Source organism: Pseudomonas sp. UBA6699 (genome assembly GCF_002454615.1).
Taxonomy (GTDB): Bacteria; Pseudomonadota; Gammaproteobacteria; order Pseudomonadales; family Pseudomonadaceae; genus Aquipseudomonas; species Aquipseudomonas juntendi.
This window is the reverse complement of the sequence record NZ_DKJF01000058.1, coordinates 61421-87437: the sequence shown is the minus strand read 5'-3', so window position 1 is coordinate 87437 and position 26017 is coordinate 61421. Positions and strand designations below refer to the sequence as shown.

Genomic DNA, 26017 nt, shown 5'->3' with positions numbered 1-26017 from the left:
GCCCTTAGTGTTGAGCTGCCGGGCCGCCAATCGGCGATTCCGGACGATCGTTCTGGGCAGCTGGCGTGCCCGAATCCGTATCATCGTCCCAGTCACGCGGCTCGCGCGGCGTACGCCCAGCCATGATGTCGTCGATCTGATCGGCATCAATGGTCTCATACTTCATCAGCGCTTCGGTCATTGCTTCGAGCTTGTCGCGGTTCTCGACCAGCAACTGCTTGGCCGTGGCGTAGCACTGGTCGATGATGCTGCGCACCTCGGAGTCGATCAGCTTGGCGGTTTCGCCGGAAACGCTGGCGTGCTGGCTGGCAGCGCTGCGGCCCAGGAACACCTCGCCGTCTTCTTCGGCATACATCAAAGGACCGAGTTTTTCGGACAGGCCCCACTTGGTCACCATGTTTCGTGCGATCTGGCTGGCACGCATGATGTCGTTGGAAGCGCCGGTGGTAACCCCGTCGAAGCCCAGGGTCATCTCTTCGGCAATACGACCGCCGTACAGCGAGCAGATCTGGCTGATCAAGGCACGCTTGGACAGACTGTAACGGTCCTCTTCCGGCAGGAACATGGTCACACCCAGGGCACGACCACGCGGGATGATCGAAACCTTGTAGACCGGGTCGTGCTCAGGCACCAGGCGGCCGACGATGGCGTGGCCCGCCTCGTGGTAGGCAGTGTTACGTTTTTCTTTCTCGGACATGACCATGGTCTTGCGCTCGGCGCCCATCATGATCTTGTCCTTGGCCAGCTCGAACTCCTTCATCTCCACCAGGCGCTTGTTGGAGCGGGCGGCAAACAGGGAAGCTTCGTTGACCAGGTTGGCAAGGTCGGCACCGGAGAAGCCCGGCGTACCCCGCGCGATAACGGCCGGGTTGACGTTCTCGCTGACCGGCACCTTGCGCATGTGCACCTTCAGGATCTGCTCGCGGCCGCGGATGTCCGGCAGGCCGACCACCACCTGGCGGTCGAAACGGCCGGGGCGCAGCAGCGCCGGGTCGAGTACGTCCGGGCGGTTGGTGGCGGCGATGACGATGATGCCATCGTTCATCTCGAAGCCGTCCATTTCCACCAGCAGCTGGTTCAGGGTTTGCTCACGCTCGTCGTGACCACCGCCCATGCCGGCACCACGGTGGCGACCCACGGCGTCGATCTCGTCGATGAAGATGATGCACGGTGCATGCTTCTTGGCCTGTTCGAACATGTCGCGCACACGGCTGGCACCGACACCGACGAACATTTCAACGAAGTCCGAACCGGAAATGGTGAAGAACGGGACTTTTGCCTCACCGGCAATGGCCTTGGCCAGCAGGGTTTTACCGGTACCAGGCGGGCCTACCATCAGCACGCCACGCGGAATACGGCCGCCCAGGCGCTGGAACTTGCCCGGGTCACGCAGGAATTCGACCAGCTCGCCAACTTCTTCCTTGGCCTCGTCGCAACCGGCGACGTCGGCCAGGGTCGTCTTGACCTGGTCTTCGGACAGCAGGCGCGCCTTGCTCTTGCCAAAGCTCATGGGCCCGCCTTTACCGCCGGCACCGCCCTGCATCTGGCGCATGAAGAACATGAACACGGCGATGATCACCAGGATCGGGAAGCTTGCTACCAACAGCTGCGTCCAGATGCTCTGCTGCTCAGGCTGCTTGCCTTCGACCACTACGTGGTTGTCGACGAGGTCGCCGATCAGGCCGTTATCGGTGATGGCCGGGCGCACGGTCTTGAAGCTGTCGCCATCGGAGCGCTTGCCGGTAATGATGTAGCCGTCGACGGTCACACGCTCGACCTTGCCATCCTTGACCTGCTGGATGAAGTCGGAGTAGTTGAGGGTCTGCGGCTCGTTAGGGCTGGAGAAGTTGTTCATCACTGTCACCAGGACAGCTGCGATGATCAACCACAGGATCAGATTCTTTGCCATGTCGTTCAATTCGCTACCCTCTGAGGCCGGCGCACGACGCAGCCGTGCCTCGCATGATATTCATCGCCCTAACTTACTACATTACCTACGCAGCCGCAGGCACCGTCTGTAACCCTTTGTGAAAGCTAGACTACACGAAGTTCGGACGATCCTGACGCCGCGGCCGATTGGAAATAACTATCGGCCGCCGCGCTTCACGCCTTTCAAGCGCCTTTGAAACCTTTGCCCAACAGGTACTGTTCACGCGAGCGGTCCCGCGATGAAGAAGGCTTGCGCATCTGCACCTTGTCGAACTTGGTGCGCACGTCCTTCAGGTACATGTCGAAGCCTTCGCCCTGGAAAATCTTGATCAGGAAATCCCCGCCGGGCTTGAGCACGCGGGTTGCCAGGTCCAGGGCCAGCTCGCAGAGGAACATGGCACGTGGCATGTCCACTTCGGGCGTACCACTCATATTGGGGGCCATGTCGGAAATCACAAGGTCCACGTGCGAATCACCGACCGCGTCGAGGATTTGCTGGAGCACGGCGTCTTCGGTGAAATCGCCCTGGATGAAGGTAACGTCTGGGATCGAGTCCATTTCCAGGATATCCGAAGCGATGAGCCGGCCCTGGCCGCCAATCAGACGACTGGTCACCTGCGACCACCCGCCCGGGGCCGCACCCAGGTCGATTACGCTCATGCCGGGGCGGATCAGGCGGTCCTTTTCCTGGATCTCCAGCAGTTTGTAGCTCGCACGCGAGCGGTAGCCGTCCTTCTGTGCCTGTTTCACAAAAGGATCGTTGAAATGCTCTCGCAGCCAGTTTGCGCTGCTTTTGGAACGTTGTACCACGGGGCACCTCGATGATATGCGTCGTGATTGACTGGGCGGAGCCGGTGGCCCTCGGGTAAAATGCCGGTCAATTTTACAGAATCAGACGGAAAGGGTCAGATTATGCCGCTCAATAACGAGCAGAAGAAGCAATACAAGTCCATTGGTCATGACCTGAAGCCGGTCCTGATCGTTGCTGGCAACGGTTTGAATGAAGGCGTGGTCGCCGAGCTGGAACGCGCACTGGTCGATCATGAACTGATCAAGGTCGAGATTCGCTCGGAAGACCGCGAAGAACGCGCCGAGACCATCGCTGAGCTGTGCAAGGCCGGCCGCGCCGAACTGGTGCAGACCATCGGCAAGAAAGCCCTGATCTACCGCAAGAACCCACAACCGAACAAGCAGCTGTCCAACATTCACCGTTACAAGTAACGGAAAGGATAGCGCGCCGCCTGTGTAGGAGCGGCCTCGTGTCGCGATGGGCTGCGAAGCGGCCCCCTGCAATATCTGTGGTTAAGCTGATATCTGGGGGCTGCTTCGCAGCCCATCGCGACACAAGGCCGCTCCTACCAGGGACTGCAACCGCCTGGGCTAGCGCCGGGCTTTGACCGGCACCGGCTGGGCCACCAGCACGATGCCGGAGAAGCCCAGCACCAGGAAGCAGAACATCTGCCAGCGCTCGCCAACGGAAATGCCGTAACGCAGGGTGTAGTACCCCACACACGCACCGAAGCCGAGCAACAGCATCTGGCCGCGAAACTGCCGCCACCAGGCCGCCAGGCCTTCCACCCTTGCCAGCACAGCCAGCTGGGTCAACAAGCCAAGCAACGCCACGCCGATCAACCAGCGGTCGATCTGCCCGGCGATATCCTGCACCAGCAGCGGCGCCAGGCCGCTGACCTTGAGCGCAGGCACCAGCCCCACATGGAACACCCACAGGCCACCGACCCAGAACACCTGGGCCAGTTGCCAGAGAATCCCCTCGAGGGATGGCGCCCGCAGGCGCCGGTCAGATGTGTTTGACTTCGACAATCTCGTACTCGACCGTACCGTTAGGCGTCTTGACGACAACGGTATCCCCTTCTTCCTTGCCAATGATGGCACGGGCAATCGGGGCGCTGTTCGACAGCTTGCCTTTCTTCACATCGGCTTCATCTTCGCCAACGATCTGATAGGTCACTTCTTCATCGGTTTCGGTGTTGGCCAGCACCACGGTGGTGCCGAAAATCACCTTGCCGGTGTGAGCGATGGTGGTGACGTCGATCACCACCGAGTTCTGCAGGCGGCCTTCGATATCACGGATACGCGCCTCGACCATGCCCTGCTCTTCACGCGCGGCATGGTATTCGGCGTTTTCCTTGAGGTCGCCCAGCTCACGCGCTTCACCAATGGCTTGGCTCAGGCGCGGGCGCTCGGTCTTGCTCAGGAAGGTCAGCTCCTCTTCCAGGGCGCGAGCGCCCTGGACGGTCATCGGGTATTTGGTAATGCTCATGCTTTGAGTCCTGCATGCAGATCCTGCAGGCGACGAACAGTCTTCTCGGGACCGAATTTCAACGCCTCGCAGATGGCTTCACCAGCCGCAATGGTAGTGGTGCAGTAAATCTTGTGCTGCAGCGCATTGCGACGAATCGAGTAGGAGTCGGCGATCGACTGGCGGCCTTCGGTGGTGTTGATGATCAGCGACACTTCGTCGTTCTTGATCATGTCGACCACGTGCGGGCGGCCTTCGGTCACCTTGTTCACGCGGCGCACTTTCAGGCCAGCCGCCTCGATAACCTTGGCGGTGCCGGCAGTAGCAACCACTTCGAAGCCCAGGGCGATCAGGTCACGGGCAACGCCAGCCACTTGTGGCTTGTCGTCGTCACGCACGCTGATGAACGCGGTGCCGCCAGTAGGCAGCACTTCGCTGGCACCCATCTGGGCCTTGGCGAAGGCTTCACCGAAGCTGTCACCAACACCCATGACCTCACCGGTCGATTTCATCTCAGGGCCGAGGATCGGGTCAACCCCTGGGAACTTGGCGAACGGGAAGACGGCTTCCTTGACGCTGTAGAAGTTCGGGATGATTTCCTGGGTGAAGCCCAGCTCTTTCAGGGTTTTGCCAGCCATGACCCGGGCGGCGATCATGGCCAGGGAAGTGCCGATGCACTTGGACACGAACGGCACGGTACGCGATGCACGCGGGTTGACTTCGATCACGTAGATCTTGTCGCCCTGCAGGGCCAGCTGCACGTTCATCAGGCCGACCACGCCCAGCTCCAGGGCCATTTTCTTGACCTGTTCGCGCACTTCGTCCTGCACGCCCTTGCTCAGGGAGTAAGGTGGCAGCGAGCATGCCGAGTCACCGGAGTGAACGCCGGCCTGTTCGATGTGCTGCATGATCGCGCCGATGACCACGTCGGTACCGTCGCACACCGCATCCACGTCCATTTCGATGGCGCAGTTGAGGAAGTGGTCGAGCAGTACCGGGCTGTCGTTGGAAACCTGAACAGCCTCACGCAGGTAGCGCTTGAGCTCGTCCAGTTCGTAGACGATCTCCATGGCACGGCCACCCAGTACATAGGATGGGCGCACGACCAGCGGGTAGCCGATGCTGCCGGCGGCACGAATGGCCTCTTCTTCGCTGCGCACGGTCGCGTTTGGCGGCTGCAGCAGGTTCAGGCGCTGGACCATCTGCTGGAAGCGCTCGCGGTCTTCGGCGCGGTCGATGGCGTCCGGGCTGGTACCGATGATCGGCACACCGGCCTCTTCCAGGGCGCGCGCCAGTTTCAGCGGGGTCTGGCCGCCGTAGTGCACGATCACGCCTTTGGGCTTCTCGACGCGGCACACTTCCAGCACGTCTTCCAGGGTCAGCGGCTCGAAGTACAGGCGGTCGGAGGTGTCGTAGTCGGTGGAAACGGTTTCCGGGTTGCAGTTGACCATGATGGTCTCGTAACCGTCGTCACGCAGCGCCAGAGCGGCGTGTACGCAGCAGTAGTCGAACTCGATACCTTGGCCGATACGGTTCGGGCCACCACCCAGGATCATGATCTTGTCACGGGTCGACGGGTTGGCCTCGCACTCTTCCTCGTAGGTGGAGTACAGGTAGGCGGTGTCGGTGGCGAACTCGGCGGCGCAGGTGTCGACGCGCTTGTACACCGGGAACACTTCGAGCTTGTGGCGGTGGCGGCGCAGGTTCTTGTCGGTGATACCCAACAGCTTGGCCAGGCGCTGGTCAGAGAAGCCCTTGCGCTTGAGGCGCAGCATGTAGTCCTTGTCGATGGCCGACAGGGCCAGGGTCTTGACCTTCTCTTCTTCTTTGATCAGGTCTTCCATCTGCACCAGGAACCACATGTCGATGCCGGTCAGATTGAAGATTTCTTCGCAGGTCATGCCCGAACGCATGGCGTCGGCGACATACCAGATACGCTCGGCACCCGGCACGGTCAGCTCGCGCTTGAGGATGCTGGCAGCTTCCGGGCTGGCCAGGTCGACTTTCGGGTCGAGGCCGCAAGCGCCCACTTCCAAGCCACGCAGGGCTTTCTGCAGGGACTCCTGGAAGGTACGGCCGATGGCCATGACTTCACCCACGGACTTCATCTGGGTGGTCAGGCGGGCGTCGGCCTTGGGGAATTTCTCGAAGGCGAAGCGCGGCAGCTTGGTGACCACGTAGTCGATCGACGGCTCGAAGGAGGCCGGGGTACGGCCGCCGGTGATGTCGTTCTGCAGCTCGTCGAGGGTGTAGCCGATGGCCAGCTTGGCGGCGATCTTGGCGATCGGGAAGCCGGTAGCCTTGGAGGCCAGTGCCGAGGAACGCGAAACGCGCGGGTTCATCTCGATCACGACCATGCGGCCGGTGTTCGGGCAGATACCGAACTGCACGTTGGAACCGCCGGTTTCCACACCAATTTCACGCAGCACCGCCAGCGAGGCGTTGCGCATGATCTGGTATTCCTTGTCGGTCAGGGTCTGCGCCGGGGCAACCGTGATCGAGTCACCGGTGTGCACGCCCATCGGGTCGAAGTTCTCGATGGAGCAGACGATGATGCAGTTGTCCTTTTTGTCGCGGACCACTTCCATCTCGTACTCTTTCCAACCGATCAGCGATTCGTCGATCAGCAGTTCCTTGGTTGGCGACAGGTCCAGGCCACGGGTGCAGATTTCTTCGAATTCTTCACGGTTGTAGGCAATACCGCCGCCAGTGCCGCCCATGGTGAACGACGGGCGGATGATGCAAGGGAAGCCCAGCTTCTCCAGCACCGCATTGGCCTCTTCCATGCTGTGGGCGATACCCGAACGCGGGCACTCCAGGCCGATGTCCTTCATGGCCTTGTCGAAGCGCGAGCGGTCTTCGGCCTTGTCGATGGTGTCGGCGTTGGCACCGATCATCTCTACGCCGAACTTTTCCAGAACGCCGTGGCGCTCCAGGTCCAGGGCGCAGTTCAGTGCAGTCTGGCCACCCATGGTCGGCAGCACGGCGTCTGGGCGCTCTTTCTCGATGATCTTGGCCACCGACTGCCACTTGATCGGCTCGATGTAGGTGGCGTCGGCCATGGCCGGGTCGGTCATGATGGTGGCTGGGTTGGAGTTCACCAGGATGACGCGGAAACCTTCCTCGCGCAGGGCTTTGCAAGCCTGGGCGCCGGAGTAGTCGAATTCACAGGCCTGGCCGATCACGATCGGGCCAGCGCCGAGAATCAGGATGCTTTTGATGTCTGTACGTTTTGGCATGGTGGTCACTCAAATCCGGGGTCAGTCGGCAAGCCGCTTTGAACAATCTGGGTCAGGCGCTGCCGGGCGCGGCGTGTGCCGGCCCGGGGCCTTGAAGCAGGATGCTCAGCGGCGCTTGGCCATGGCATCGGTGAAACGATCGAACAGTGGCGCGACGTCGGTCGGGCCTGGGCTCGCTTCAGGGTGGCCCTGGAAGCTGAACGCGCTCTTGTCGGTACGCTCGATACCCTGCAGGGTGCCGTCGAACAGCGACTTGTGGATGGCGCGGACATTGCCCGGCAGGGTGGCTTCGTCAACGGCAAAGCCGTGGTTCTGGCTGGTGATCATGACCACGCCGGTGTCCAGGTCTTGCACCGGGTGGTTGGCACCGTGGTGGCCATGGCCCATTTTCACGGTCTTAGCACCGGAGGCCAGCGCCAGCAACTGGTGGCCCAGGCAGATGCCGAATACCGGAATCTCGGTTTCGAGGATTTCCTTGATGGCCTGGATGGCGTAGTCGCACGGCTCGGGGTCGCCAGGGCCGTTGGACAGGAACACGCCGTCCGGGTTGAGCGCCAGCACTTCGCTGGCCGGGGTCTGGGCCGGCACCACGGTCACGCGGCAGCCACGGGCAACCAGCATGCGCAGGATGTTCAGCTTGACGCCGTAGTCGAAGGCCACCACGTGGTAGGGCAGGTCGGCCGCGTCGATGGTCGGGTGGCTGTCGGTTTTCAGCTCCCACACGCTGGAGCGCCACTCGTAGCGTTCCTTGGTGGAAACCACCTTGGCCAGGTCCATGCCCTTGAGGCCCGGGAAGCCACGGGCAGCGGCGATGGCCGCCTCTTCGCTGATGTTGTCACCCGCCAGGATGCAGCCGTTCTGGGCGCCCTTCTCACGCAGGATGCGGGTGAGGCGACGGGTGTCGATGCCGGCGATGGCAACCACGTTGTTGGCCTTGAGGTACTCCGGCAGCGACTGGGTGTTGCGCCAGTTGCTGGCCAGCAGCGGCAGGTCACGGATGACCAGGCCGGCGGACCACACGCGGTTGGACTCGGCGTCTTCCGGGGTGGTACCGGTGTTGCCGATGTGCGGGTAGGTCAGGGTGACGATTTGCTGCGCGTAGGAAGGGTCTGTAAGGATTTCCTGGTAGCCGGTCATAGCGGTGTTGAATACCACCTCACCAACGGTCTGACCGTCGGCACCAATGGCTTCACCGCGAAAAATACTGCCGTCGGCAAGGGCGAGTATGGCTGGCTTTGTCAAGAAGACCTCCCGTAAATCAAGCATGAAAGGGCGATCGCAGGTTGCAAAAAAGCGGAGTGACGTATGGACACGTCACCCCGCTTTCATGTGCTGAATTCAATTCGCTGCGCGCTTTTAGTGGACACACTAAAGCTGTAGCTTACAGAAAAGTGCGTTTTCGGTCTACCGCATATGTGCCTCTAAAACACATCGATGCGACAGGCCGACTATTGTGTTGGGTTCTTCGCGGGCTTGCCCGCGAATGACCCAACACAGCCCTCACTGCTTAACGCAGATCAAGCACATCCTGCATGTCGTACAGGCCAGGCTCACGCCCGTCGAGCCACAGCGCCGCACGCACCGCGCCCTTGGCGAAGGTCATGCGGCTGGAGGCCTTGTGGGTGATCTCCAGGCGCTCGCCTTCTGCAGCGAACAGCACGGTGTGATCACCGACCACGTCGCCGGCACGTACGGTGGCAAAGCCGATCGTCTTGCGGTCGCGCGCGCCGGTCTGCCCTTCACGGCCATACACGGCCACTTCCTGCAGGTCGCGGCCCAGCGCGTTGGCAACCACTTCACCCATGCGCAACGCCGTACCCGAAGGGGCATCGACCTTGTGGCGGTGGTGCGCCTCGATGATTTCGATATCCACATCATCGCCCAGCACGCGTGCCGCCATGTCGAGCAACTTCAGGCTCAGGTTGACGCCAACGCTGAAGTTGGCAGCGAACACGATTGGAATGTCCTTGCCCGCCTCGGCCAGCAACTGCTTTTCTTCGACGGTGAAACCGGTGGTACCGATGACCATGGCCTTGCCGTGCTTGCGGCAGAACGCCAGGTTCTTCAGGGTGACCGACGGGTGGGTGAAATCGATCAGCACGTCGAACTCGTCCACCACCTTGGCCAGGTCGTCGGACAGCAGCACACCAATGCGCCCCAGGGCCGCCAGTTCACCGGCATCGGCGCCGACCAGCGAGCTGTCCGGGCGGTCGACCGCCGCCGTCAGCCCGGCGCCGGGTTGCTGCTGCACGGCCTCGATGAGGGTCTTGCCCATACGCCCTGCCGCGCCCATCACTGCAATACGTCGCATAGCCTTTTCCTTGTCAGAGATCGCCGAAGAAGCGCTTCACGCCATCGAACCAGCCACTGGCCTTGGGCGAGTGCGAGCTGTCGCCTTCCAGCGAATCACGCAGCTCTTCGAGCAGTTCGCGCTGACGGCGGCTGAGGTTGACCGGGGTTTCCACCGCCACACGGCACAGCAGGTCACCGGCACCACCACCGCGCACCGGCGCCACACCCTTGCCACGCAAGCGGAACTGCTTGCCGGTCTGGGTGCCTTCCGGAATACGCAGCTTCACGCGGCCATCGAGGGTCGGCACTTCCAGCTCGCCGCCCAGGGCAGCATCGGTGTAGCTGATCGGCACTTCGCAGTACAGGTGCTTGCCGTCACGCTGGAAGATCTCGTGCTCACGCACACTGATCACCACATACAGGTCGCCGGTCGGGCCACCATGGGTGCCGGCCTCGCCTTCACCCGACAGGCGGATGCGGTCACCGGTATCGACACCGGCCGGCACCTTGACCGACAGGGTCTTGTATTCCTCGACGCGGCCTTCGCCGTGGCACGAGGTGCAAGGGTCGGTGATGATCTTGCCCTGGCCATGGCAACGCGGGCAGGTTTGCTGCACCGAGAAGAAGCCCTGCTGCATGCGGACCTGGCCGATGCCACCACAGGTGGGGCAGGTCGACGGGGTGGAGCCCTTCTTGGCGCCGGAGCCATCGCACGGCTGGCAGTTGACCAGGGTCGGCACGCGGATGCTGACCGTAGTACCGCGCACCGCTTCTTCCAGGTTCAGTTCCAGGGTGTAACGCAGGTCGCTGCCACGCTGGGCGCCACCGCGTCCGCCACCGCGGCCGCCGCCGAAGAAGTCGCTGAACACATCGCCGAAGATGTCGGAGAAGTTGGCGCCACCGAAACCAGGGCCGCCGCCACCCATGCTCGGGTCGACACCGGCATGGCCATACTGGTCGAACGCCGCGCGCTTGCTGGCATCAGACAGCACTTCGTAGGCCTCGTTGGCCTCTTTGAACTTGTCTTCGGACTCTTTATCGCCCGGGTTGCGGTCCGGGTGGTATTTCATCGCCAGACGGCGATAAGCCTTTTTGAGGTCTGCCTCGGTGGCGCCGCGCTCGACACCCAGAACCTCATAATAATCACGCTTGGACATAGGTCATTTGCACCTTGTTGGGCGTGTGGCATCTGCGCCACGCCATCAGCACCTGCGCTCGCCCAGCGGGGCCGCTGACAGATGCTGTAAAAATTCTCGAATTCCAGATACGCCAACGCGGGAGCAAGCCCCCGCGCGGCGACATCCTACCAGTTCACCGACAAACCACGGTGAACTGGCCGACAACATGCAACGATTACTTCTTGTCGTCGCCTTTGACTTCTTCGAACTCGGCGTCAACCACGTCATCGTGCTTGGCTTCCGGCTCGGCCTGCTGCGCGCCACCCTGAGGCTGTTCGGCCGACTGCTCGGCGTACATCTTCTGGGCAACCGGGGCAGAGACCTTGGACAGCTCTTCGACCTTGGCGTCGATGGCGGCCTTGTCGTCGCCTTTGACAGCGGCTTCCAGGGCAACCACGGCAGCCTCGATGGCGGTTTTCTCTTCAGCGGTAACCTTGTCACCGGCGTCAGCGACCATCTTGCGGGTCGAGTGAACCAGCGCATCACCCTGGTTACGGGCAGCAGCCAGCTCTTCGAACTTGCGGTCTTCCTCGGCGTTGGCCTCGGCGTCACGCACCATGCGCTCGATTTCTTCGTCCGACAGGCCGGAGTTGGCCTTGATCACGATCGACTGCGACTTGCCGGTGGCCTTGTCTTTGGCGCTGACGTGCAGGATGCCGTTGGCGTCGATGTCGAAGGTCACTTCGATTTGCGGCACACCGCGTGGCGCTGGCGGAATGTCGGCCAGGTCGAACTTGCCCAGCGACTTGTTCTGCGCAGCCTGCTTACGCTCACCCTGCAGCACGTGAATGGTCACAGCGCCCTGGTTGTCGTCGGCAGTCGAGAACACCTGCGACTTCTTGGTCGGGATGGTGGTGTTCTTCTCGATCAGCGAAGTCATCACGCCGCCCATGGTTTCGATACCCAGGGTCAGCGGGCTGACGTCCAGCAGCAGCACGTCTTTCACGTCACCTGCCAGTACCGCGCCCTGAATGGCAGCACCCATGGCCACGGCTTCGTCCGGGTTGACGTCCTTGCGGGCTTCTTTGCCGAAGAAGTCAGCAACGGCCTTCTGCACCAGCGGCATACGGGTCTGGCCACCGACCAGGATCACGTCGTCGATCTTGCTGGCGTCGATGCCGGCGTCTTTCAGCGCTACGCGGCATGGCTCGATGGTACGGGTAACCAGGTCTTCGACCAGCGACTCCAGCTTGGCGCGGGAGATTTTCACGTTCAGGTGCTTCGGACCGGTGGCGTCTGCAGTGATGTACGGCAGATTGACGTCGGTCGACTGAGCGGACGACAGCTCGATCTTGGCTTTTTCAGCAGCTTCTTTCAGACGCTGCAGGGCCAGTGGATCGTTCTTCAGGTCCATGCCCGACTCTTTCTTGAACTCGTCGACGAGGTAGTCGATCAGGCGCATGTCGAAGTCTTCGCCACCCAGGAAGGTGTCGCCGTTGGTAGCCAGTACTTCGAACTGGTGCTCGCCGTCGACTTCGGCAATTTCAATGACCGACACGTCGAAGGTACCACCACCCAGGTCATAGACGATGACGGTGTGGTCGCCCTTGGCCTTGTCCATGCCGTAGGCCAGTGCAGCGGCAGTCGGCTCGTTGATGATACGTTTTACGTCCAGGCCCGCGATGCGGCCGGCGTCTTTGGTAGCCTGGCGCTGGCTGTCGTTGAAGTAGGCCGGCACGGTGATTACCGCTTCGGTCACGGCCTCGCCGAGGTAGTCTTCGGCGGTTTTCTTCATTTTCTTCAGCACTTCAGCGCTGATTTGCGGCGGTGCCATGTCTTTGCCGCCCGCTTGTACCCAAGCGTCGCCATTGCTGGCCTTGACGATTTTGTAGGGCACCAGCTTGATGTCTTTCTGCACGACGTCTTCTTCGAAGCGGCGGCCGATCAGGCGCTTCACGGCGAACAGGGTGTTGTGCGGGTTGGTGACGGCCTGGCGCTTGGCCGACTGGCCAACCAGGATTTCGCCATCGTTGGCGTAGGCCACGATCGAAGGGGTAGTACGCGCACCCTCGGCGTTTTCGATGACTTTGACGTTACCGTTTTCCAGAATAGAGACGCACGAGTTGGTGGTCCCCAGGTCGATACCGATGATCTTGCCCATGTTAACTCTCCCGAAACTTGAATTTGGTAGCAGCGACTAATTTGGCCAACTGCGGTAATACTTGAAGGCTTGACACCTAGATGGGGATGCCCCGACGGATTTCAAGCCTTTTCATTGATCGAGGGTTGCGCCGCGCTCGGCGCCTTGCTGACCACCACCATGGCGGGGCGCAGCAGGCGGCCGTTGAGCAGGTAGCCCTTCTGGAACACGTTCAACACGCTGTTAGGCTCTACGTCAGCGCTTTCCTGCATGGCCATGGCCTGGTGGTGCTCAGGGTTGAACGGCTGGCCATGCGGGTCGACCGCTTCGAGGTTGTAGCGCTTGAGGGTGTCCTGGAACATTTTCAGGGTCAGCTCCACGCCTTCGCGGATCTGCTTGACGTTTTCATCCTCGGCGCTGGAGTGGGCCAGGGCCAGTTCCAGGCTGTCGATCACCGGCAGCAGGTCGCTGGAGAATTTCTCCAGGGCGAACTTGTGGGCTTTCTCGACATCCTGCTCGGCGCGGCGGCGCACGTTCTGCAAGTCGGCCACGGCGCGCAGCGATTGGTCCTTGGCGGCGGCCAGCTGTTCCTCGAGTTCCAGAACACGGGCATCCGCAGTGGCTTGGGCACCGGTTTCTTCAACATTAAGGTCTTTTTCGTTCAGCTGTTCGTCAGCCATGGGGTCTCTCCTGCGCAATTTTGTGGACTGCGAGCCAGGCTCGCCTTGGTTGTCGGCTATATGGGGCCGGAAAAACCAGCTTCAAGGGGCAAGCGGGTTTTCAGGCACAAACAGAATCCGCCAAGAGGCATTGGCAGGCCTGAAAAAAGTACTGTATAAATAACCAGACCTGACTTTTCGGGAGCCGCCCCCCATGCTGGTGCACCTGTCCATTCACAACTACGCCATCGTCGAACACCTCGACCTCGAAATCGCCCGCGGCATGTCCGTCATCACGGGCGAGACCGGCGCTGGCAAATCGATCATGCTCGACGCCCTCGGCCTGGCCCTGGGCGACCGGGCCGACAGCGGCGTGGTGCGCCCTGGCACCGACAAGGCCGATATCCTGGCCACCTTCGACCTGGTGGACATCCCCGAGGCGCACACCTGGCTGGCCGAGCGCGACATGGACAGCGACGGCCTGTGCATTTTGCGCCGGGTCATCACCGCCGAAGGGCGCAGCCGGGGCTACATCAACGGCACCCCGTGCCCACTCGGCGATCTCAAGGCCCTGGGCGAACTGCTGATCGACATCCACAGCCAGCATGAGCACCAGTCGCTACTGAAAACCGACACCCACCGCCGCCTGCTAGACGAGTACGCCGGCGCTGTCGACCTGGCCCGCCAGGTGCAACTGGCCGCCAAACGCTGGCAGCAAACCCGCCTGGAACTGGAGCGCCTGTCCAACTCCGGTGACGAGCAGCGCGCCCGCCATCAACTGCTCAGCTACCAGCTGGAAGAGCTGGACAACCTTGCCCTCGGCGAGCACGAGCTGGAACAGCTGGAGCAGGAACACAAGAACCTGACCAGCGCCGAAGCCCTGTTCGGTATCTGCCGCCAGGTCATCGACCAGTGCAGCGAAAGCGATTCGGGCAACGTACTCAGCGCCCTCACCGCCAGCCTCAACCGCCTGGGCGCCGCCACCCAGTCGCCCAAGGCGCTGACCGAGGCGGCCAACCTGATCGCCAGCGCGCAGATCCAGGTTGAAGAAGCGGTGGGTGAGCTCAACCGCTTCCTGGACAACTTCGATGCCGACCCGATGCGCCTGCAGGCACTGGAGGAGCGCCTCGACACCATCTATACCCTGGCGCGCAAACACCGTGTGCACCCGACCGAGCTGCCCCACCTGCAGCAGCAACTGATGGAAGAGCTGGAAGGCCTGAACGCCAGCGATGAATCGATTGAACAGCTGGGCGAAGAGCTGGCTGCGTACGCCCAGCACTATAAAGAGCGGGCCAGCGAACTCAGCGCCCTGCGCCGGCAGGCCGCCCAGCAATTGGCGGTGGCGGTGGAACAGGAAATCCAGCGCCTGGGCATGCCTGGCGGGCGCTTCCGTATCGAGCTGACCCCGCACGAGGGTACGGAGCTCTCGCCGCATGGCCTGGAGCAGATCGAGCTGCTGGTCAGCGCCAACCCGGGGCAACCCCTCAAGGGCCTGGCCAAGGTTGCGTCGGGTGGCGAACTGTCGCGCATCAGCCTGGCGATCCAGGTGATCACGGCACAGACCTCGCGCATTCCCACGCTGGTATTCGACGAAGTGGATGTGGGTATCGGCGGGCCCACCGCGGAAATCGTCGGCCAGTTGCTGCGCCGGCTGGGTGAGCGCGGCCAGGTGCTGACCGTGACCCACCTGCCGCAGGTGGCAGCGCAGGGGCACCACCACCTGTTCGTGCACAAGGTGCGCAACAGCGACACCACCCACACCGCCGTGGCCAGCCTGGGCAAGCGCGAGCGCGTGGAAGAAGTCGCACGCATGCTGGGCGGCATCGACCTGACGAAGGAATCCCTGGCACATGCGCGCAAGATGGTGGTCACCAGCAAGGCCTGAAACCATTGGGTTGCCGGGGCCGCTTTGCGGCCCTGTCGCGACGCAATACCGCTCACAGACCTACAGCCCCTAAAAGCAAAAAGGCGACCCGAAGGTCGCCTTTGCTGTCCATAACGATTGAATCGTTACTTCTTCTTACGCACGTACAGGACCAGATTGTGGTCCACCAGCTCGAAACCGTGTTCCTCCACGATTTCACGCTGACGCTTCTCGATGGCGGCGTCCATGAACTCGATGACTTCACTGGTATCCACGTCGACCATATGGTCGTGGTGACCGCCATCGGCCAGTTCGAATACCGCATGACCGCCGTCGAAGTTGTGGCGAACCACCAGACCCGCCGCTTCGAACTGGGTCAGTACGCGGTACACGGTAGCCAGGCCAACGTCCTCGCCAGCCTCCATCAACGCCTTGTAGACATCCTCGGCGCTCATGTGACGCTGCTCGGCAGAGTCGAGCATCTGAAGGATCTTGACTCGAGGCAGGGTTACCTTGAGACCGGCTTTGCGTAATTCGCTATTTTCAACCATGGTCAGCTTTCTCGCCGATGCTGCTTCGCAGCTTCTCTTAATACGGGTATGATCGGGGTTTACGTTGTCCAGCCAAGATAGTGGAAGTCGCCCACCGATGCAAAACACCAAGCTCTTGCTAAACAGCCTCGCCCTCGCGGGACTGCTCGCACTCGCCGGTTGCTCGTTTCCCGGGGTTTACAAAATCGACATCCAGCAGGGCAATGTCGTCACGCAGGACATGATAGACCAATTGCGCCCGGGAATGACCCGACGGCAAGTGCGGTTTATCATGGGCAACCCGCTGATTCAGGACACTTTCAACACCAACCGTTGGGATTACCTGTACAGCCTGCAGCCTGGTGGCGGCCAACGCCAGCAGGAGCGCATGAGCATTTTCTTCAACGACAGCGACCAACTGGTCAGCCTGTCTGGCGACTTTATGCCAGGCGTTAGCCGCGACCAGGAAATTCTGGGTGGCAGCAGCGATACCACGGTCAGCCCCGGCACCGAGCCAGGCCAAACCGAGCAGCCAGCCACGCAACCGGCGGAGCAACCTGCCAAGCCTGGTTCGACCGAAGAGGCCATCCAGCGCGAAATCGATACCATCGAGACCACCCCGGTGCCTACGCCAGCACCGCTGGAAACCCGGTAATCGAAAGCAACAAAAAAGCCCGGACTTGTTCCGGGCTTTTTGTTGCTGCCTGCCTGATCAGCCGTTCAGTTGCTTGGCACGCTGGCAGAACGCATCGACCAGGGTATTCGCCGCCTGGTTGAACAGCGGCCCCAACGTGGCACGCACAATGGGCCCGGCATAATCGAACGACAGGTCCAGGCTGATTTTGCAGGCCTTCTCGCCCAAAGGCTTGAACACCCACACCCCATGCAATTGGGTAAAGGGGCCCTCCTCCAGGTTCATTTCGATGGACTGCCCGGGCACCAGCACGTTGCGCGTTACAAAGTGCTGGCTCATGCCCCCCTTGGCCACTTCGAGCTTGGCACGCATGTGCGTTTCGCTGCTGTCGATCACCGTCGCGGCCGAGCACCACGGCAGGAACTGCGGGTAGCTGGCCACGTCGTTGACCAGATCGTAGAGCGCCTGGGCGGGGTATGGCAGCAGGGCGGAGCGTTGAATATGGGTAGTCATCCAGGCGTCACTTCCAAGGCTGGGTGGCGGCGCTTCGCAGCGTGCCAAAAACAGATTCTGTCGGCAGGACAGGGCTTGTATTGTCCGGTATTCATTGCGGTGGCTCAAGCACACCGAAATCCCATAGCGAACGACGCACGGTCTTGCCTATAATGCCGGCCCTATGGCTAAACAAAAGAAACATCCGACCGGGACCATCGCGCAGAACAAAAAAGCGCGACACGATTACTTCATCGAACACAAGTTCGAGGCCGGGCTGGTCCTGTCCGGTTGGGAAGTAAAAAGCCTGCGAGCCGGCAAGGCGCACCTCGTGGACAGCTACGTGCTGCTCAAGGACGGTGAGGCCTGGCTGTTCGGCAGCCACATCACCCCGCTGACCACGGCCAGCACCCACGTGATCGCCGACCCGATGCGCACGCGCAAGCTGCTGCTGAACAAGCGCGAGCTCGAGCGCCTGGAAGCGGCGGTGGCGCAAAAGGGTTACACCTGCGTGGCGTTGTCGCTGTACTGGAGCAAGCACCTGATCAAGTGCGAAATTGCACTGGGCAAGGGCAAGAAGGAATTCGACAAGCGCGACACCGTGCGCGAACGCGATTCCAACCGCGAGCTGCAGCGGGCGGTGCGCAACAAGGGCAAGGAAGACTAAAACCTTCTTTGTCAGCAGCGCGGTCAGTGTAGGAGCGGCCTTGTGTCGCGATGGGCTGCGAAGCAGCCCCAGCAATCTCGGCTCATTGCCGAAGCCCAGGGGCCGCTTCGCAGCCCATCGCGACACAAGGCCGCTCCTACATTAACCGCACATGCATGAAGAGACCGAGTCAACGCCCGCTACGCCGCTCCGCCCGCGCCACCCGCTGCGCCTCCTCATGCGCCTCTTCCAGCACTTCCTGCACATACAGAATGTGCCGGCTGGACACCTCTCGCGCCTCCTCCGCCCTGCCCTCGACAATCGCCAGGTAAAGCTCGCGGTGCTGGCTGATCAGCATGTCGCGGGTCTCGGTCCGCTGCTGGTACATGCCACCGATGTTGGTCACCACGTTGCGCTTGAGCAGGTCGAACAGGCCACGAATGGTGTGCAACAGCACCGCGTTATGGCTGGCCTCGGCAATTGCCAGGTGGAAGCGCGCATCGGCCGCGCCCTCCTCGGCCCGGGTCACCTCATCGACCCTGGCGTAGCAGTCCTGCAGCGTGTCGAACGCCGCCTTCAGCCGCGCCCGGTCTGGCTCGGTAGCGCGCTGCGCCGCGTAATACGCACAGGACGCCTCCAGCGTATGGCGAAACTCGAGCAGGTCGCGCTGGGCCTCGGGGCTATGTTCCAGCAGCTGCAACAGCGGGTCACTGAACGTGGACCCCAGCGACTCGGCGACAAAGTTGCCGCCCCCCTGCCGGCTGACCAACAAGCCCTTGGCCACCAGCTTCTGGATCGCCTCACGCAGTGACGGGCGCGACACGCCGAACTGTTCGGCAAGCGCACGCTCGGCGGGCAGCCGCTGCCCCGACGTGAGGGTGCCCTCCAGAATCATCGCTTCCAACCGATCGACAATGTCGTCGGACAGGCGCCGTTGGCGAACCTGATCAAAAACCATCACATGCTCTCCACAAACCCCGGCACACACCCGGGGGTGCCTATTCTCGCCGATCCAGCGCGCGCGAACACCCACCAGGCCACGATTTTCCCGGCACATCAGCTGCCCGCTCATCGGCACGCGACCAAAGTTTTGCACGGGACAAATTGACACACCCACGACAGCGCTTTTAACCTAGCGACCAGCCATTGTAAATTGGTCTTACCAATTATCCAATGCCAGCGCCTGACCAACAACAATTAGGGGCCACCCCATATGCAAACCTGGCAACAACTCTATAGCCCGCTTGGTAGTCTTGGCCTGTCCGCACTGGCGGCGGTCATTCCCATCGTGTTCTTCTTCCTTGCCCTCGCCGTGTTCCGCCTGAAGGGCCACGTGGCGGGTAGCATCACCCTGGCCTTGTCGGTACTGGTGGCCATATTCGCCTTCCAGATGCCGGTCGACATGGCGCTGGCTGCCGCAGGTTACGGCTTCCTTTACGGCCTTTGGCCAATTGCTTGGATCATCGTTGCCGCGGTGTTCCTGTACAAACTCACGGTCAAGAGCGGCCAGTTCGAAGTGATCCGCAGCTCGGTGCTGTCGATCACCGACGACCAGCGCCTGCAGGTACTGCTGATCGGCTTCTGCTTCGGCGCGTTTCTGGAAGGTGCGGCAGGCTTCGGCGCGCCGGTGGCCATCACCGCCGCACTGCTGGTCGGCCTGGGCTTCAACCCACTGTACGCCGCCGGCCTGTGCCTGATCGCCAACACCGCACCGGTCGCCTTCGGCGCCCTGGGCATCCCGATCATCGTGGCCGGCCAGGTGACCGGTATCGACGCCTTCCACATCGGCGCCATGACCGGCCGCCAGCTGCCGCTGCTGTCGCTGTTCGTGCCGTTCTGGCTGGTGTTCATGATGGACGGCCTGCGCGGCGTGAAAGAAACCTGGCCTGCGGCCCTGGTGGCCGGCCTGAGCTTTGCCGTGACCCAGTACTTCACCTCGAACTTCATCGGCCCCGAGCTGCCAGACATCACCTCGGCCCTGGCCAGCCTGATCTGCCTCACCCTGTTCCTGAAAGTGTGGCAACCCAAGCGCGCGTTCGGCGAAGCCAAGGCCAGCGTGGGTGCCGCCGTGGTGCAGCCAAGCGGCAGCCAGCCAAGCCCTTACAGCTTTGGCGAAATTTTCAAGGCCTGGTCGCCGTTCCTGATCCTGACCGTGCTGGTCACCATCTGGACCCTGAAACCGTTCAAGGCCGCCTTCGCCCCGGGCGGCGCGATGTACAACTTCGTGTTCAACTTCGCCATCCCGCATCTTGACCAACTGGTGATCAAGACCGCACCGATCGTGGCCGCGCCAACCGCCATGCCCGCAGTGTTCAAGCTGGACCCGATCTCCGCCACCGGCACCGCGATCTTCCTCTCGGCGCTGATCTCGATGGCGGTGCTGAAAATCAATTTCAAAACTGGTCTTACCACTTTCAAGGAGACCTTCTGGGAGCTGCGCTGGCCCATCCTGTCGATCGGCATGGTGCTGGCCTTCGCCTTCGTCACCAACTACTCGGGCATGTCGTCGACCATGGCCCTGGTGCTGGCCGGCACGGGCGCGGCGTTCCCGTTCTTCTCGCCGTTCCTTGGCTGGCTGGGTGTGTTCCTGACCGGGTCGGACACCTCGTCCAACGCCCTGTTCAGCTCGCTGCAGGCCACCACCGCCCACCAGATCGGGGTCAACGACACCCTGCTGGTAGCGGCCAACACCAGCGGCGGCGTGACCGGCAAGATGATCTCGCCGCAATCGATCGCCGTGGCCTGCGCCGCCACCGGCCTGGTCGGCAAGGAATCCGACCTGTTCCGCTTCACCGTCAAGCACAGCCTGTTCTTTGCCACCATCGTCGGCCTGATCACCCTGATCCAGGCTTACTGGCTGACCGGCATGCTGGTTCATCACTAACGTGAAAGGGGCCGGGCGCCATCGGGCGCCTGGCATACCCCCCAAGCAACGCTGCGAGAATCCATGATCATTTCTGCCTCTACCGACTATCGCGCCGCGGCCCAACGCAAGCTGCCTCCTTTCCTGTTCCACTATGCCGACGGCGGTGCCTACGCCGAGCATACGCTGCGCCACAACGTCGCCGACCTGGCGAGCATTGCCTTGCGCCAGCGCGTGCTGAAGAACATGTCCGAGCTCAGCCTGCAGACCACACTGTTCGGCGAAACCCTGAGCATGCCCGTGGCCCTGGCCCCGGTCGGCCTCACCGGCATGTACGCCCGCCGTGGCGAAGTGCAGGCGGCGCGGGCGGCGGCGGCCCATGGCATCCCGTTCACCATGTCTACGGTGTCGGTGTGCCCGATCGAAGAAGTGGCGCCAGCCATCAACCGCCCCATGTGGTTCCAGCTGTACGTGCTCAAGGACCGCGGCTTCATGCGCAACGCCCTGGAGCGGGCCAAGGCGGCCGGGGTCAAGACCCTGGTGTTCACCGTGGACATGCCCGTGCCCGGCGCCCGCTACCGCGACGCCCACTCTGGCATGAGCGGCAAGCACGGCCCGCTGCGCCGCGTGCTGCAAGCCATGACCCACCCCGAGTGGGCCTGGGACGTGGGCGTGATGGGCCGCCCGCACGATTTGGGCAACATCTCCAAGTACCGGGGCAACCCCACCGGCCTGGCCGACTACATCGGCTGGCTGGGCAACAACTTCGACCCGTCCATTTCCTGGAAGGACCTGGAGTGGATCCGCGAGTTCTGGGATGGCCCGATGATCATCAAAGGCATCCTGGATGCCGATGACGCCCGCGACGCGGTCAAGTTCGGTGCCGACGGCATCGTCGTGTCCAACCACGGTGGCCGCCAGCTCGATGGCGTGCTGTCCAGCGCCCGCGCCCTGCCGGCCATTGCCGATGCGGTGAAAGGTGACTTGAAGATTCTCGCCGACTCCGGCATTCGCAGCGGCCTGGATGTGGTACGCATGATCGCCCTGGGTGCCGACACCGTGCTGATTGGCCGCGCCTTCCTCTATGCGCTGGCCGTGCATGGCCAGGCCGGGGTGAAAAACCTGCTGGAGCTGTTCGAGAAGGAAATGCGCGTAGCCATGGTGCTGACCGGCGCCAAGACCATCAGCGAAATCACCCGCGACTCGCTGGTACGCGAACTGGGCGCCTGAGCGCCTGCACCAACGACCGCCTGATAGACCCGGGGCATGTGGCGCGCAGAGGCCACAGCCCCGCGAGGAGACTGCATGAGCCTGCCCGCCGCGTTTCTGCGTGATGCCGAGCGCCTGATCCCCGCCGCACGCCGCTTCGACGACCCCACCTCGACCCTGGCCTTCGGCACCGACGCCAGCTTCTACCGGCTGATCCCCAAGCTGGTGGTGCGTGTCGAGTCCGAAGACGAAGTGGTCGGCCTGATCAAGCTGGCCCAACGCGACCGGGTGCCGGTCACCTTCCGCGCCGCCGGCATCAGCCTGTCTGGCCAGGCCATCAGCGACTCGGTGCTGATCGTGCTGGGCGATAACTGGAACGACCGCGAGATCCGTGGCCAAGGCGAACAGATCCGCCTGCAGCCCGGGGTGATCGGCGCCCAGGCCAACGCTTGGCTGGCCCCGTTCGGGCGCAAGATCGGCCCCGACCCGGCCTCGATCAACGCCTGCAAGATCGGCGGTATCGTCGCCAACAACGCCAGCGGCATGTGCTGCGGCACCGCCCAGAACACCTACCACACCCTGGCCGGCCTGCGCCTGGTGCTGGCAGACGGCACCCGCCTGGACAGCGAAGACCCGGCCAGCGTGGCGGCCTTTGAAGCCAGCCATGCCGAGCTGCTGCAAGCGCTGGCCCGCCTGGGCCGCGAAACCCGCGCCAACACGGCATTGGCCGATCGCATCCGGCACAAGTACCGGCTGAAGAACACCACCGGCCTGTCGCTGAACGCGCTGGTGGACTACGACCAGCCGCTGGACATTCTGCAGCACTTGCTGGTCGGCTCCGAAGGCACCCTGGGCTTTATCAGCGCTGTTACCTACAACACCGTGCCCGACCACCCGCACAAGGCCAGCGCCCTGCTGGTGTTCCCCAGCGTGGAAAGCTGCTGCCGCGCGGTGCCGGTACTCAAGCGCCAGCCGGTGTCGGCCGTGGAACTGCTCGACCGCCGCAGCCTGCGCTCGGTGCAGGACATGGCCGGCATGCCGCTGTGGGTAAAAGGCCTGTCGGCCAACGCCTGCGCCCTGCTGATCGAGTCACGCGCGGCCAGCCAGAGCTTGCTGCACGAGCAACTGGAGCAGGTAATGGCCTCGATCGCCGACTTCCCGCTGGAGCAGCGCGTGGACTTCAGTGAAGACCCGGCGGTGTACAACCAGCTGTGGAAAATCCGCAAAGACACCTTCCCCGCCGTCGGCGCCGTGCGCCAGACCGGCACGACCGTCATCATCGAAGACGTGACCTTCCCGGTCGAGCAACTGGCCGAGGGCGTGAACCGCCTGATTCAGCTGTTCGACAAGCACCGCTATGACGAAGCGATCATTTTCGGCCACGCCCTGGAAGGCAACCTGCACTTCGTTTTCACCCAAGGGTTCAACAGCGCCGAAGAGGTTGCCCGTTACCAGGCATTCATGGACGACGTGGCGCAACTGGTGGCCGTGGAGTTTGGCGGTTCGCTGAAAGCCGAGCACGGCACCGGGCGCAACATGGCGCCGTTCGTGGCGCTGGAGTGGGGCCACGACGCCTACCAACTGATGTGGCAGCTCAAGCGCCTGCTCGACCCCAACGGCATCCTCAACCCCGATGTGGTACTGAGTGACGACCCAGCCATTCACCTGAAAAACCTCAAGCCACTGCCCGCCGCCGACGAAATCGTCGACAAGTGCATCGAGTGCGGCTTCTGCGAACCCGTGTGCCCGTCCAAGGGCCTGACCCTCAGCCCACGCCAGCGTATCGTGATGTGGCGGGACATCCAGGCCAAGCAACGCGCCGGCGTCGACACCCGCGAGCTGATGCGCACCTACCAGTACCAAGGCATCGACACCTGCGCTGCCACCGGCCTGTGCGCCCAGCGCTGCCCGGTGGGCATCAACACCGGCGACCTGGTAAAAAAGCTGCGCAGCCAGGCTGCCGACCACGGCAACACCGCCAACTGGCTGGCCGAGCACTTCCCCACCGCACTGGGCGGCGCCCGCCTGACCCTGACCGCAGCCAACAGCGCGCGCAAGCTGCTCGGCGCCCCACGCCTGGGCCGCCTGAGTGCCACCCTGCGCAAAGCCAGCAACGGCCGCCTGCCGCAGTGGACGCCCGCCATGCCCCAACCGCTGCGCCCGGTCGCCTTCGGCCAGGCCAGCAACGACGCCCGCCCACGGGTGGTGTACCTGGCGGCTTGCGTGTCCAGGGTAATGGGCCCGGCCTATGCCGACCGCGAGCAAAGCCCGCTGCTGGACAAGACCCGCGCCCTGCTGGAAAAGGCCGGCTACCAGGTCGTGTTCCCCGACAACGCCGACAGCCTGTGCTGCGGCCAGCCGTTCGCGTCCAAGGGTTACCCCGAGCAGGCCGAACACAAGCGCCAGGAGCTGATCAACGCCCTGCTGCACGCCAGCCGCGGCGGCCTTGACCCGATCTACTGCGACACCAGCCCATGCACCCTGCGCCTGGTACAAGACCTGGGCGACACCCGGCTGGACCTGTACGACCCCGTGCGCTTCATTCGCACCCACCTGCTCGAACGCCTGGAGTTCACCCCCCAGGATGAGCCAGTGGCAGTGCACGTGACCTGCAGCACCCAGCACCTGGGCGAAAGCCAGGCCCTGATCGACCTGGCCCGGCGCTGCAGCAAGCAGGTAGTGATCCCGGAAGGCATTCATTGTTGCGGGTTCGCTGGCGACAAGGGCTTCACCACCCCCGAGCTCAACGCCCACTCGCTGCGCAGCCTGAAGGATGCGGTGCAGTACTGCAGCGAAGGCATTTCCACCAGCCGCACCTGCGAGATCGGCTTGAGCAGCCACAGCGGCATCGACTACCACGGCCTGGTCTACCTGGTGGACCGCGTCACCCGCCCCCGCAGCCTCTGAAGCCTGCGCGGTCCATTGTGGGAGATAACGCAGCCCAACGGGCTGCGCTGTCGCGAAGAGAACTCAATCCGCAAGCGCGACGCGCCCTGTGTGGGAGCGGGCGTGCCCGCGAAGAATCCAGCGCGGTAGCTGGCACCGGCTAAGCCGGTGTTCGCGGGCAAGCCCCCCTCTCGCAAACAACCCCACCCCCGGAGCACGAACAAGATTGAACCCTTACAAAACTGCCAAGGTCCATCCTTTAGGCCCACCTTCCCGAGGCCCCAGAGGAGACTCCCATGAAAGGTACCGCGCTTTCGGCCCTGTTCGCGGCCGCTACCCTGCTGGCTTCGCCGGTGTTCGCTGCTGACGACCTGTGCGCCATCAACCTGCAAAAAATCGACGACAGCATGGCCACCGCCGGCGCCACCTCCGAGGGCCTGGACAAAGCCTTGACCGAGCACGTCGACAAAGCCAAGGCTGCCCAGGCCTCGGGTGACACCAAGGAATGCATCGCCATCACCAGCAAAGTGCTGGAGCGCCTGGAAAAAACCGATAAAGGCAGCGGTACGGGCAGCGGCGGCGCCTAAGCCCTGCGCGGGCGACAGGACCAGCTGTCGACGTCGCCCGCACAATGGCGTATACTCCGGCTCACGTGCCGTAAGGTGCGTTAGCCAAGAGATAGTGTAGGGGCCGATTAGGATTCGACGCCGGTAGCGAAACTCTAGGTGCATGCCGAGTTGGTAACAGAACTCGTAAATCCACTGTTGCAACTTTTATAGTTGCCAATGACGAAACCTTCGGCGCGGAGTGCAAGCTGGCTGCGTAAGCAGTCCTCTTGACCCGTTGCTTCTGGTAGCTTCGGCTCCAGCAATCACTAGGGGATGCCTGTAAACCCGAACTGATTGTCATACAGAACAGGATCGTCGCGTAGCACGTTGTGGGCGAAGCGACTAAAACTTACACAACTCATCCAAAGCACCCTGCCCGTCGGGCGGCTGCGGATTAAATCAGTAGACACGGCTAAGCATGTAGTACCGACAGCGGAGTACTGGCGGACGGGGGTTCAAATCCCCCCGGCTCCACCAAATAATCCTTACAAATCAGGCACTTGGCGAATCGCGCAAGTGCCTTTTTTGTGTCTAGATGGGCCGTTTTGGCTGGGGAATGCCAGCTTTATGACAGCCCCACAACTGCTCGTAGAGTCATTTTTTGTGTGATGATGGGCATGACTGGTGTCGAGACCTCCAGGGGCT

21 protein-coding genes and 1 other RNA gene are annotated in these 26017 nt (G+C 62.5%); 9 read left to right on the top strand and 13 right to left on the bottom strand.

Features of this window, described 5'->3' with window-relative positions; genetic code table 11:
• Window positions 1-4: 4 nt before the first annotated feature.
• A complete protein-coding gene (ftsH, locus tag B3361_RS11610) occupies window positions 5-1909 on the bottom strand; it encodes an ATP-dependent zinc metalloprotease FtsH (RefSeq protein ID WP_009685343.1) in 1905 nt (634 codons plus the stop codon).
• Window positions 1910-2112: 203 nt separating this feature from the next.
• Complete coding sequence (gene rlmE, locus B3361_RS11605; protein ID WP_009685342.1) at window positions 2113-2739, bottom strand: 23S rRNA (uridine(2552)-2'-O)-methyltransferase RlmE; 627 nt, start codon at window positions 2737-2739, stop codon at window positions 2113-2115.
• A 102-nt stretch (window positions 2740-2841) separates the two neighbouring features.
• Here rlmE and yhbY point away from each other — a divergent pair, with 102 nt between their 5' ends.
• Entirely contained in the window at window positions 2842-3150 is a 309-nt protein-coding gene (yhbY, locus tag B3361_RS11600; RefSeq protein WP_009685341.1) for a ribosome assembly RNA-binding protein YhbY, read from the top strand.
• Window positions 3151-3309: 159 nt separating this feature from the next.
• Here yhbY and B3361_RS11595 read toward each other — a convergent pair whose 3' ends face one another.
• The 8 genes from B3361_RS11595 to grpE form a co-directional block, all read right to left on the bottom strand.
• Window positions 3310-3750, bottom strand: coding sequence for an MFS transporter (locus B3361_RS11595; RefSeq protein WP_080709202.1), 441 nt, complete (start codon window positions 3748-3750; stop codon window positions 3310-3312).
• Complete coding sequence (gene greA / locus B3361_RS11590; protein WP_029885744.1) at window positions 3728-4210, bottom strand: transcription elongation factor GreA; 483 nt, start codon at window positions 4208-4210, stop codon at window positions 3728-3730. Before greA ends, B3361_RS11595 begins: the two co-directional genes overlap by 23 nt.
• The gene (gene carB / locus B3361_RS11585) at window positions 4207-7428 is read right to left on the bottom strand and encodes a carbamoyl-phosphate synthase large subunit (protein ID WP_029885745.1); all 3222 of its coding nucleotides are present in this window, start codon (window positions 7426-7428) and stop codon (window positions 4207-4209) included. Before carB ends, greA begins: the two co-directional genes overlap by 4 nt.
• Before the next feature lie 105 nt (window positions 7429-7533).
• Window positions 7534-8670, bottom strand: a complete 1137-nt coding sequence (carA, locus tag B3361_RS11580; RefSeq protein WP_003249935.1) for a glutamine-hydrolyzing carbamoyl-phosphate synthase small subunit — start codon at window positions 8668-8670, stop codon at window positions 7534-7536.
• Window positions 8671-8935: 265 nt separating this feature from the next.
• Window positions 8936-9739, bottom strand: coding sequence for a 4-hydroxy-tetrahydrodipicolinate reductase (dapB, locus tag B3361_RS11575; RefSeq protein WP_009685336.1), 804 nt, complete (start codon window positions 9737-9739; stop codon window positions 8936-8938).
• Window positions 9740-9752: 13 nt separating this feature from the next.
• Complete coding sequence (dnaJ, locus tag B3361_RS11570; protein WP_009685335.1) at window positions 9753-10877, bottom strand: molecular chaperone DnaJ; 1125 nt, start codon at window positions 10875-10877, stop codon at window positions 9753-9755.
• A gap of 196 nt (window positions 10878-11073) precedes the next feature.
• Entirely contained in the window at window positions 11074-12999 is a 1926-nt protein-coding gene (gene dnaK / locus B3361_RS11565) for a molecular chaperone DnaK (RefSeq protein ID WP_009685334.1), read from the bottom strand.
• A gap of 101 nt (window positions 13000-13100) precedes the next feature.
• On the bottom strand, window positions 13101-13658 hold the full coding sequence (gene grpE / locus B3361_RS11560; protein ID WP_009685333.1) for a nucleotide exchange factor GrpE: 558 nt from the start codon (window positions 13656-13658) through the stop codon (window positions 13101-13103).
• A gap of 193 nt (window positions 13659-13851) precedes the next feature.
• On the opposite strand from grpE, the gene recN reads away from it, so the two are divergent.
• A complete protein-coding gene (gene recN / locus B3361_RS11555; RefSeq protein ID WP_029887492.1) occupies window positions 13852-15525 on the top strand; it encodes a DNA repair protein RecN in 1674 nt (557 codons plus the stop codon).
• 125 nt (window positions 15526-15650) lie between these two features.
• Here the strand turns inward: recN and fur are convergent, their stop codons facing one another.
• Window positions 15651-16055, bottom strand: coding sequence for a ferric iron uptake transcriptional regulator (fur, locus tag B3361_RS11550; protein ID WP_009685331.1), 405 nt, complete (start codon window positions 16053-16055; stop codon window positions 15651-15653).
• A 97-nt stretch (window positions 16056-16152) separates the two neighbouring features.
• On the opposite strand from fur, the gene B3361_RS11545 reads away from it, so the two are divergent.
• Entirely contained in the window at window positions 16153-16689 is a 537-nt protein-coding gene (locus B3361_RS11545) for an outer membrane protein assembly factor BamE (RefSeq protein ID WP_009685330.1), read from the top strand.
• Between the two features lie 57 nt (window positions 16690-16746).
• Here B3361_RS11545 and B3361_RS11540 read toward each other — a convergent pair whose 3' ends face one another.
• On the bottom strand, window positions 16747-17181 hold the full coding sequence (locus tag B3361_RS11540; RefSeq protein WP_009685329.1) for a type II toxin-antitoxin system RatA family toxin: 435 nt from the start codon (window positions 17179-17181) through the stop codon (window positions 16747-16749).
• A gap of 163 nt (window positions 17182-17344) precedes the next feature.
• Between B3361_RS11540 and smpB the strand changes: the two genes are divergently transcribed.
• A complete protein-coding gene (gene smpB, locus B3361_RS11535) occupies window positions 17345-17827 on the top strand; it encodes an SsrA-binding protein SmpB (RefSeq protein WP_029887491.1) in 483 nt (160 codons plus the stop codon).
• Window positions 17828-17996: 169 nt separating this feature from the next.
• On the opposite strand, the gene B3361_RS11530 is transcribed toward smpB, so the two are convergent.
• Window positions 17997-18764, bottom strand: a complete 768-nt coding sequence (locus tag B3361_RS11530) for a GntR family transcriptional regulator (protein WP_054881451.1) — start codon at window positions 18762-18764, stop codon at window positions 17997-17999.
• A 255-nt stretch (window positions 18765-19019) separates the two neighbouring features.
• Between B3361_RS11530 and B3361_RS11525 the strand changes: the two genes are divergently transcribed.
• From B3361_RS11525 to ssrA, 5 genes are all read left to right on the top strand, one after another.
• The gene (locus tag B3361_RS11525; RefSeq protein ID WP_009685324.1) at window positions 19020-20690 is read left to right on the top strand and encodes a lactate permease LctP family transporter; all 1671 of its coding nucleotides are present in this window, start codon (window positions 19020-19022) and stop codon (window positions 20688-20690) included.
• A gap of 63 nt (window positions 20691-20753) precedes the next feature.
• Window positions 20754-21899, top strand: a complete 1146-nt coding sequence (gene lldD, locus B3361_RS11520) for an FMN-dependent L-lactate dehydrogenase LldD (RefSeq protein ID WP_054904421.1) — start codon at window positions 20754-20756, stop codon at window positions 21897-21899.
• Between the two features lie 75 nt (window positions 21900-21974).
• Window positions 21975-24785, top strand: coding sequence for an FAD-binding and (Fe-S)-binding domain-containing protein (locus B3361_RS11515; protein WP_286920227.1), 2811 nt, complete (start codon window positions 21975-21977; stop codon window positions 24783-24785).
• Window positions 24786-25060: 275 nt separating this feature from the next.
• Window positions 25061-25351, top strand: a complete 291-nt coding sequence (locus B3361_RS11510) for a hypothetical protein (RefSeq protein ID WP_054904419.1) — start codon at window positions 25061-25063, stop codon at window positions 25349-25351.
• 99 nt (window positions 25352-25450) lie between these two features.
• Window positions 25451-25849: a transfer-messenger RNA gene (gene ssrA, locus B3361_RS11505) on the top strand.
• Window positions 25850-26017: the final 168 nt, after the last annotated feature.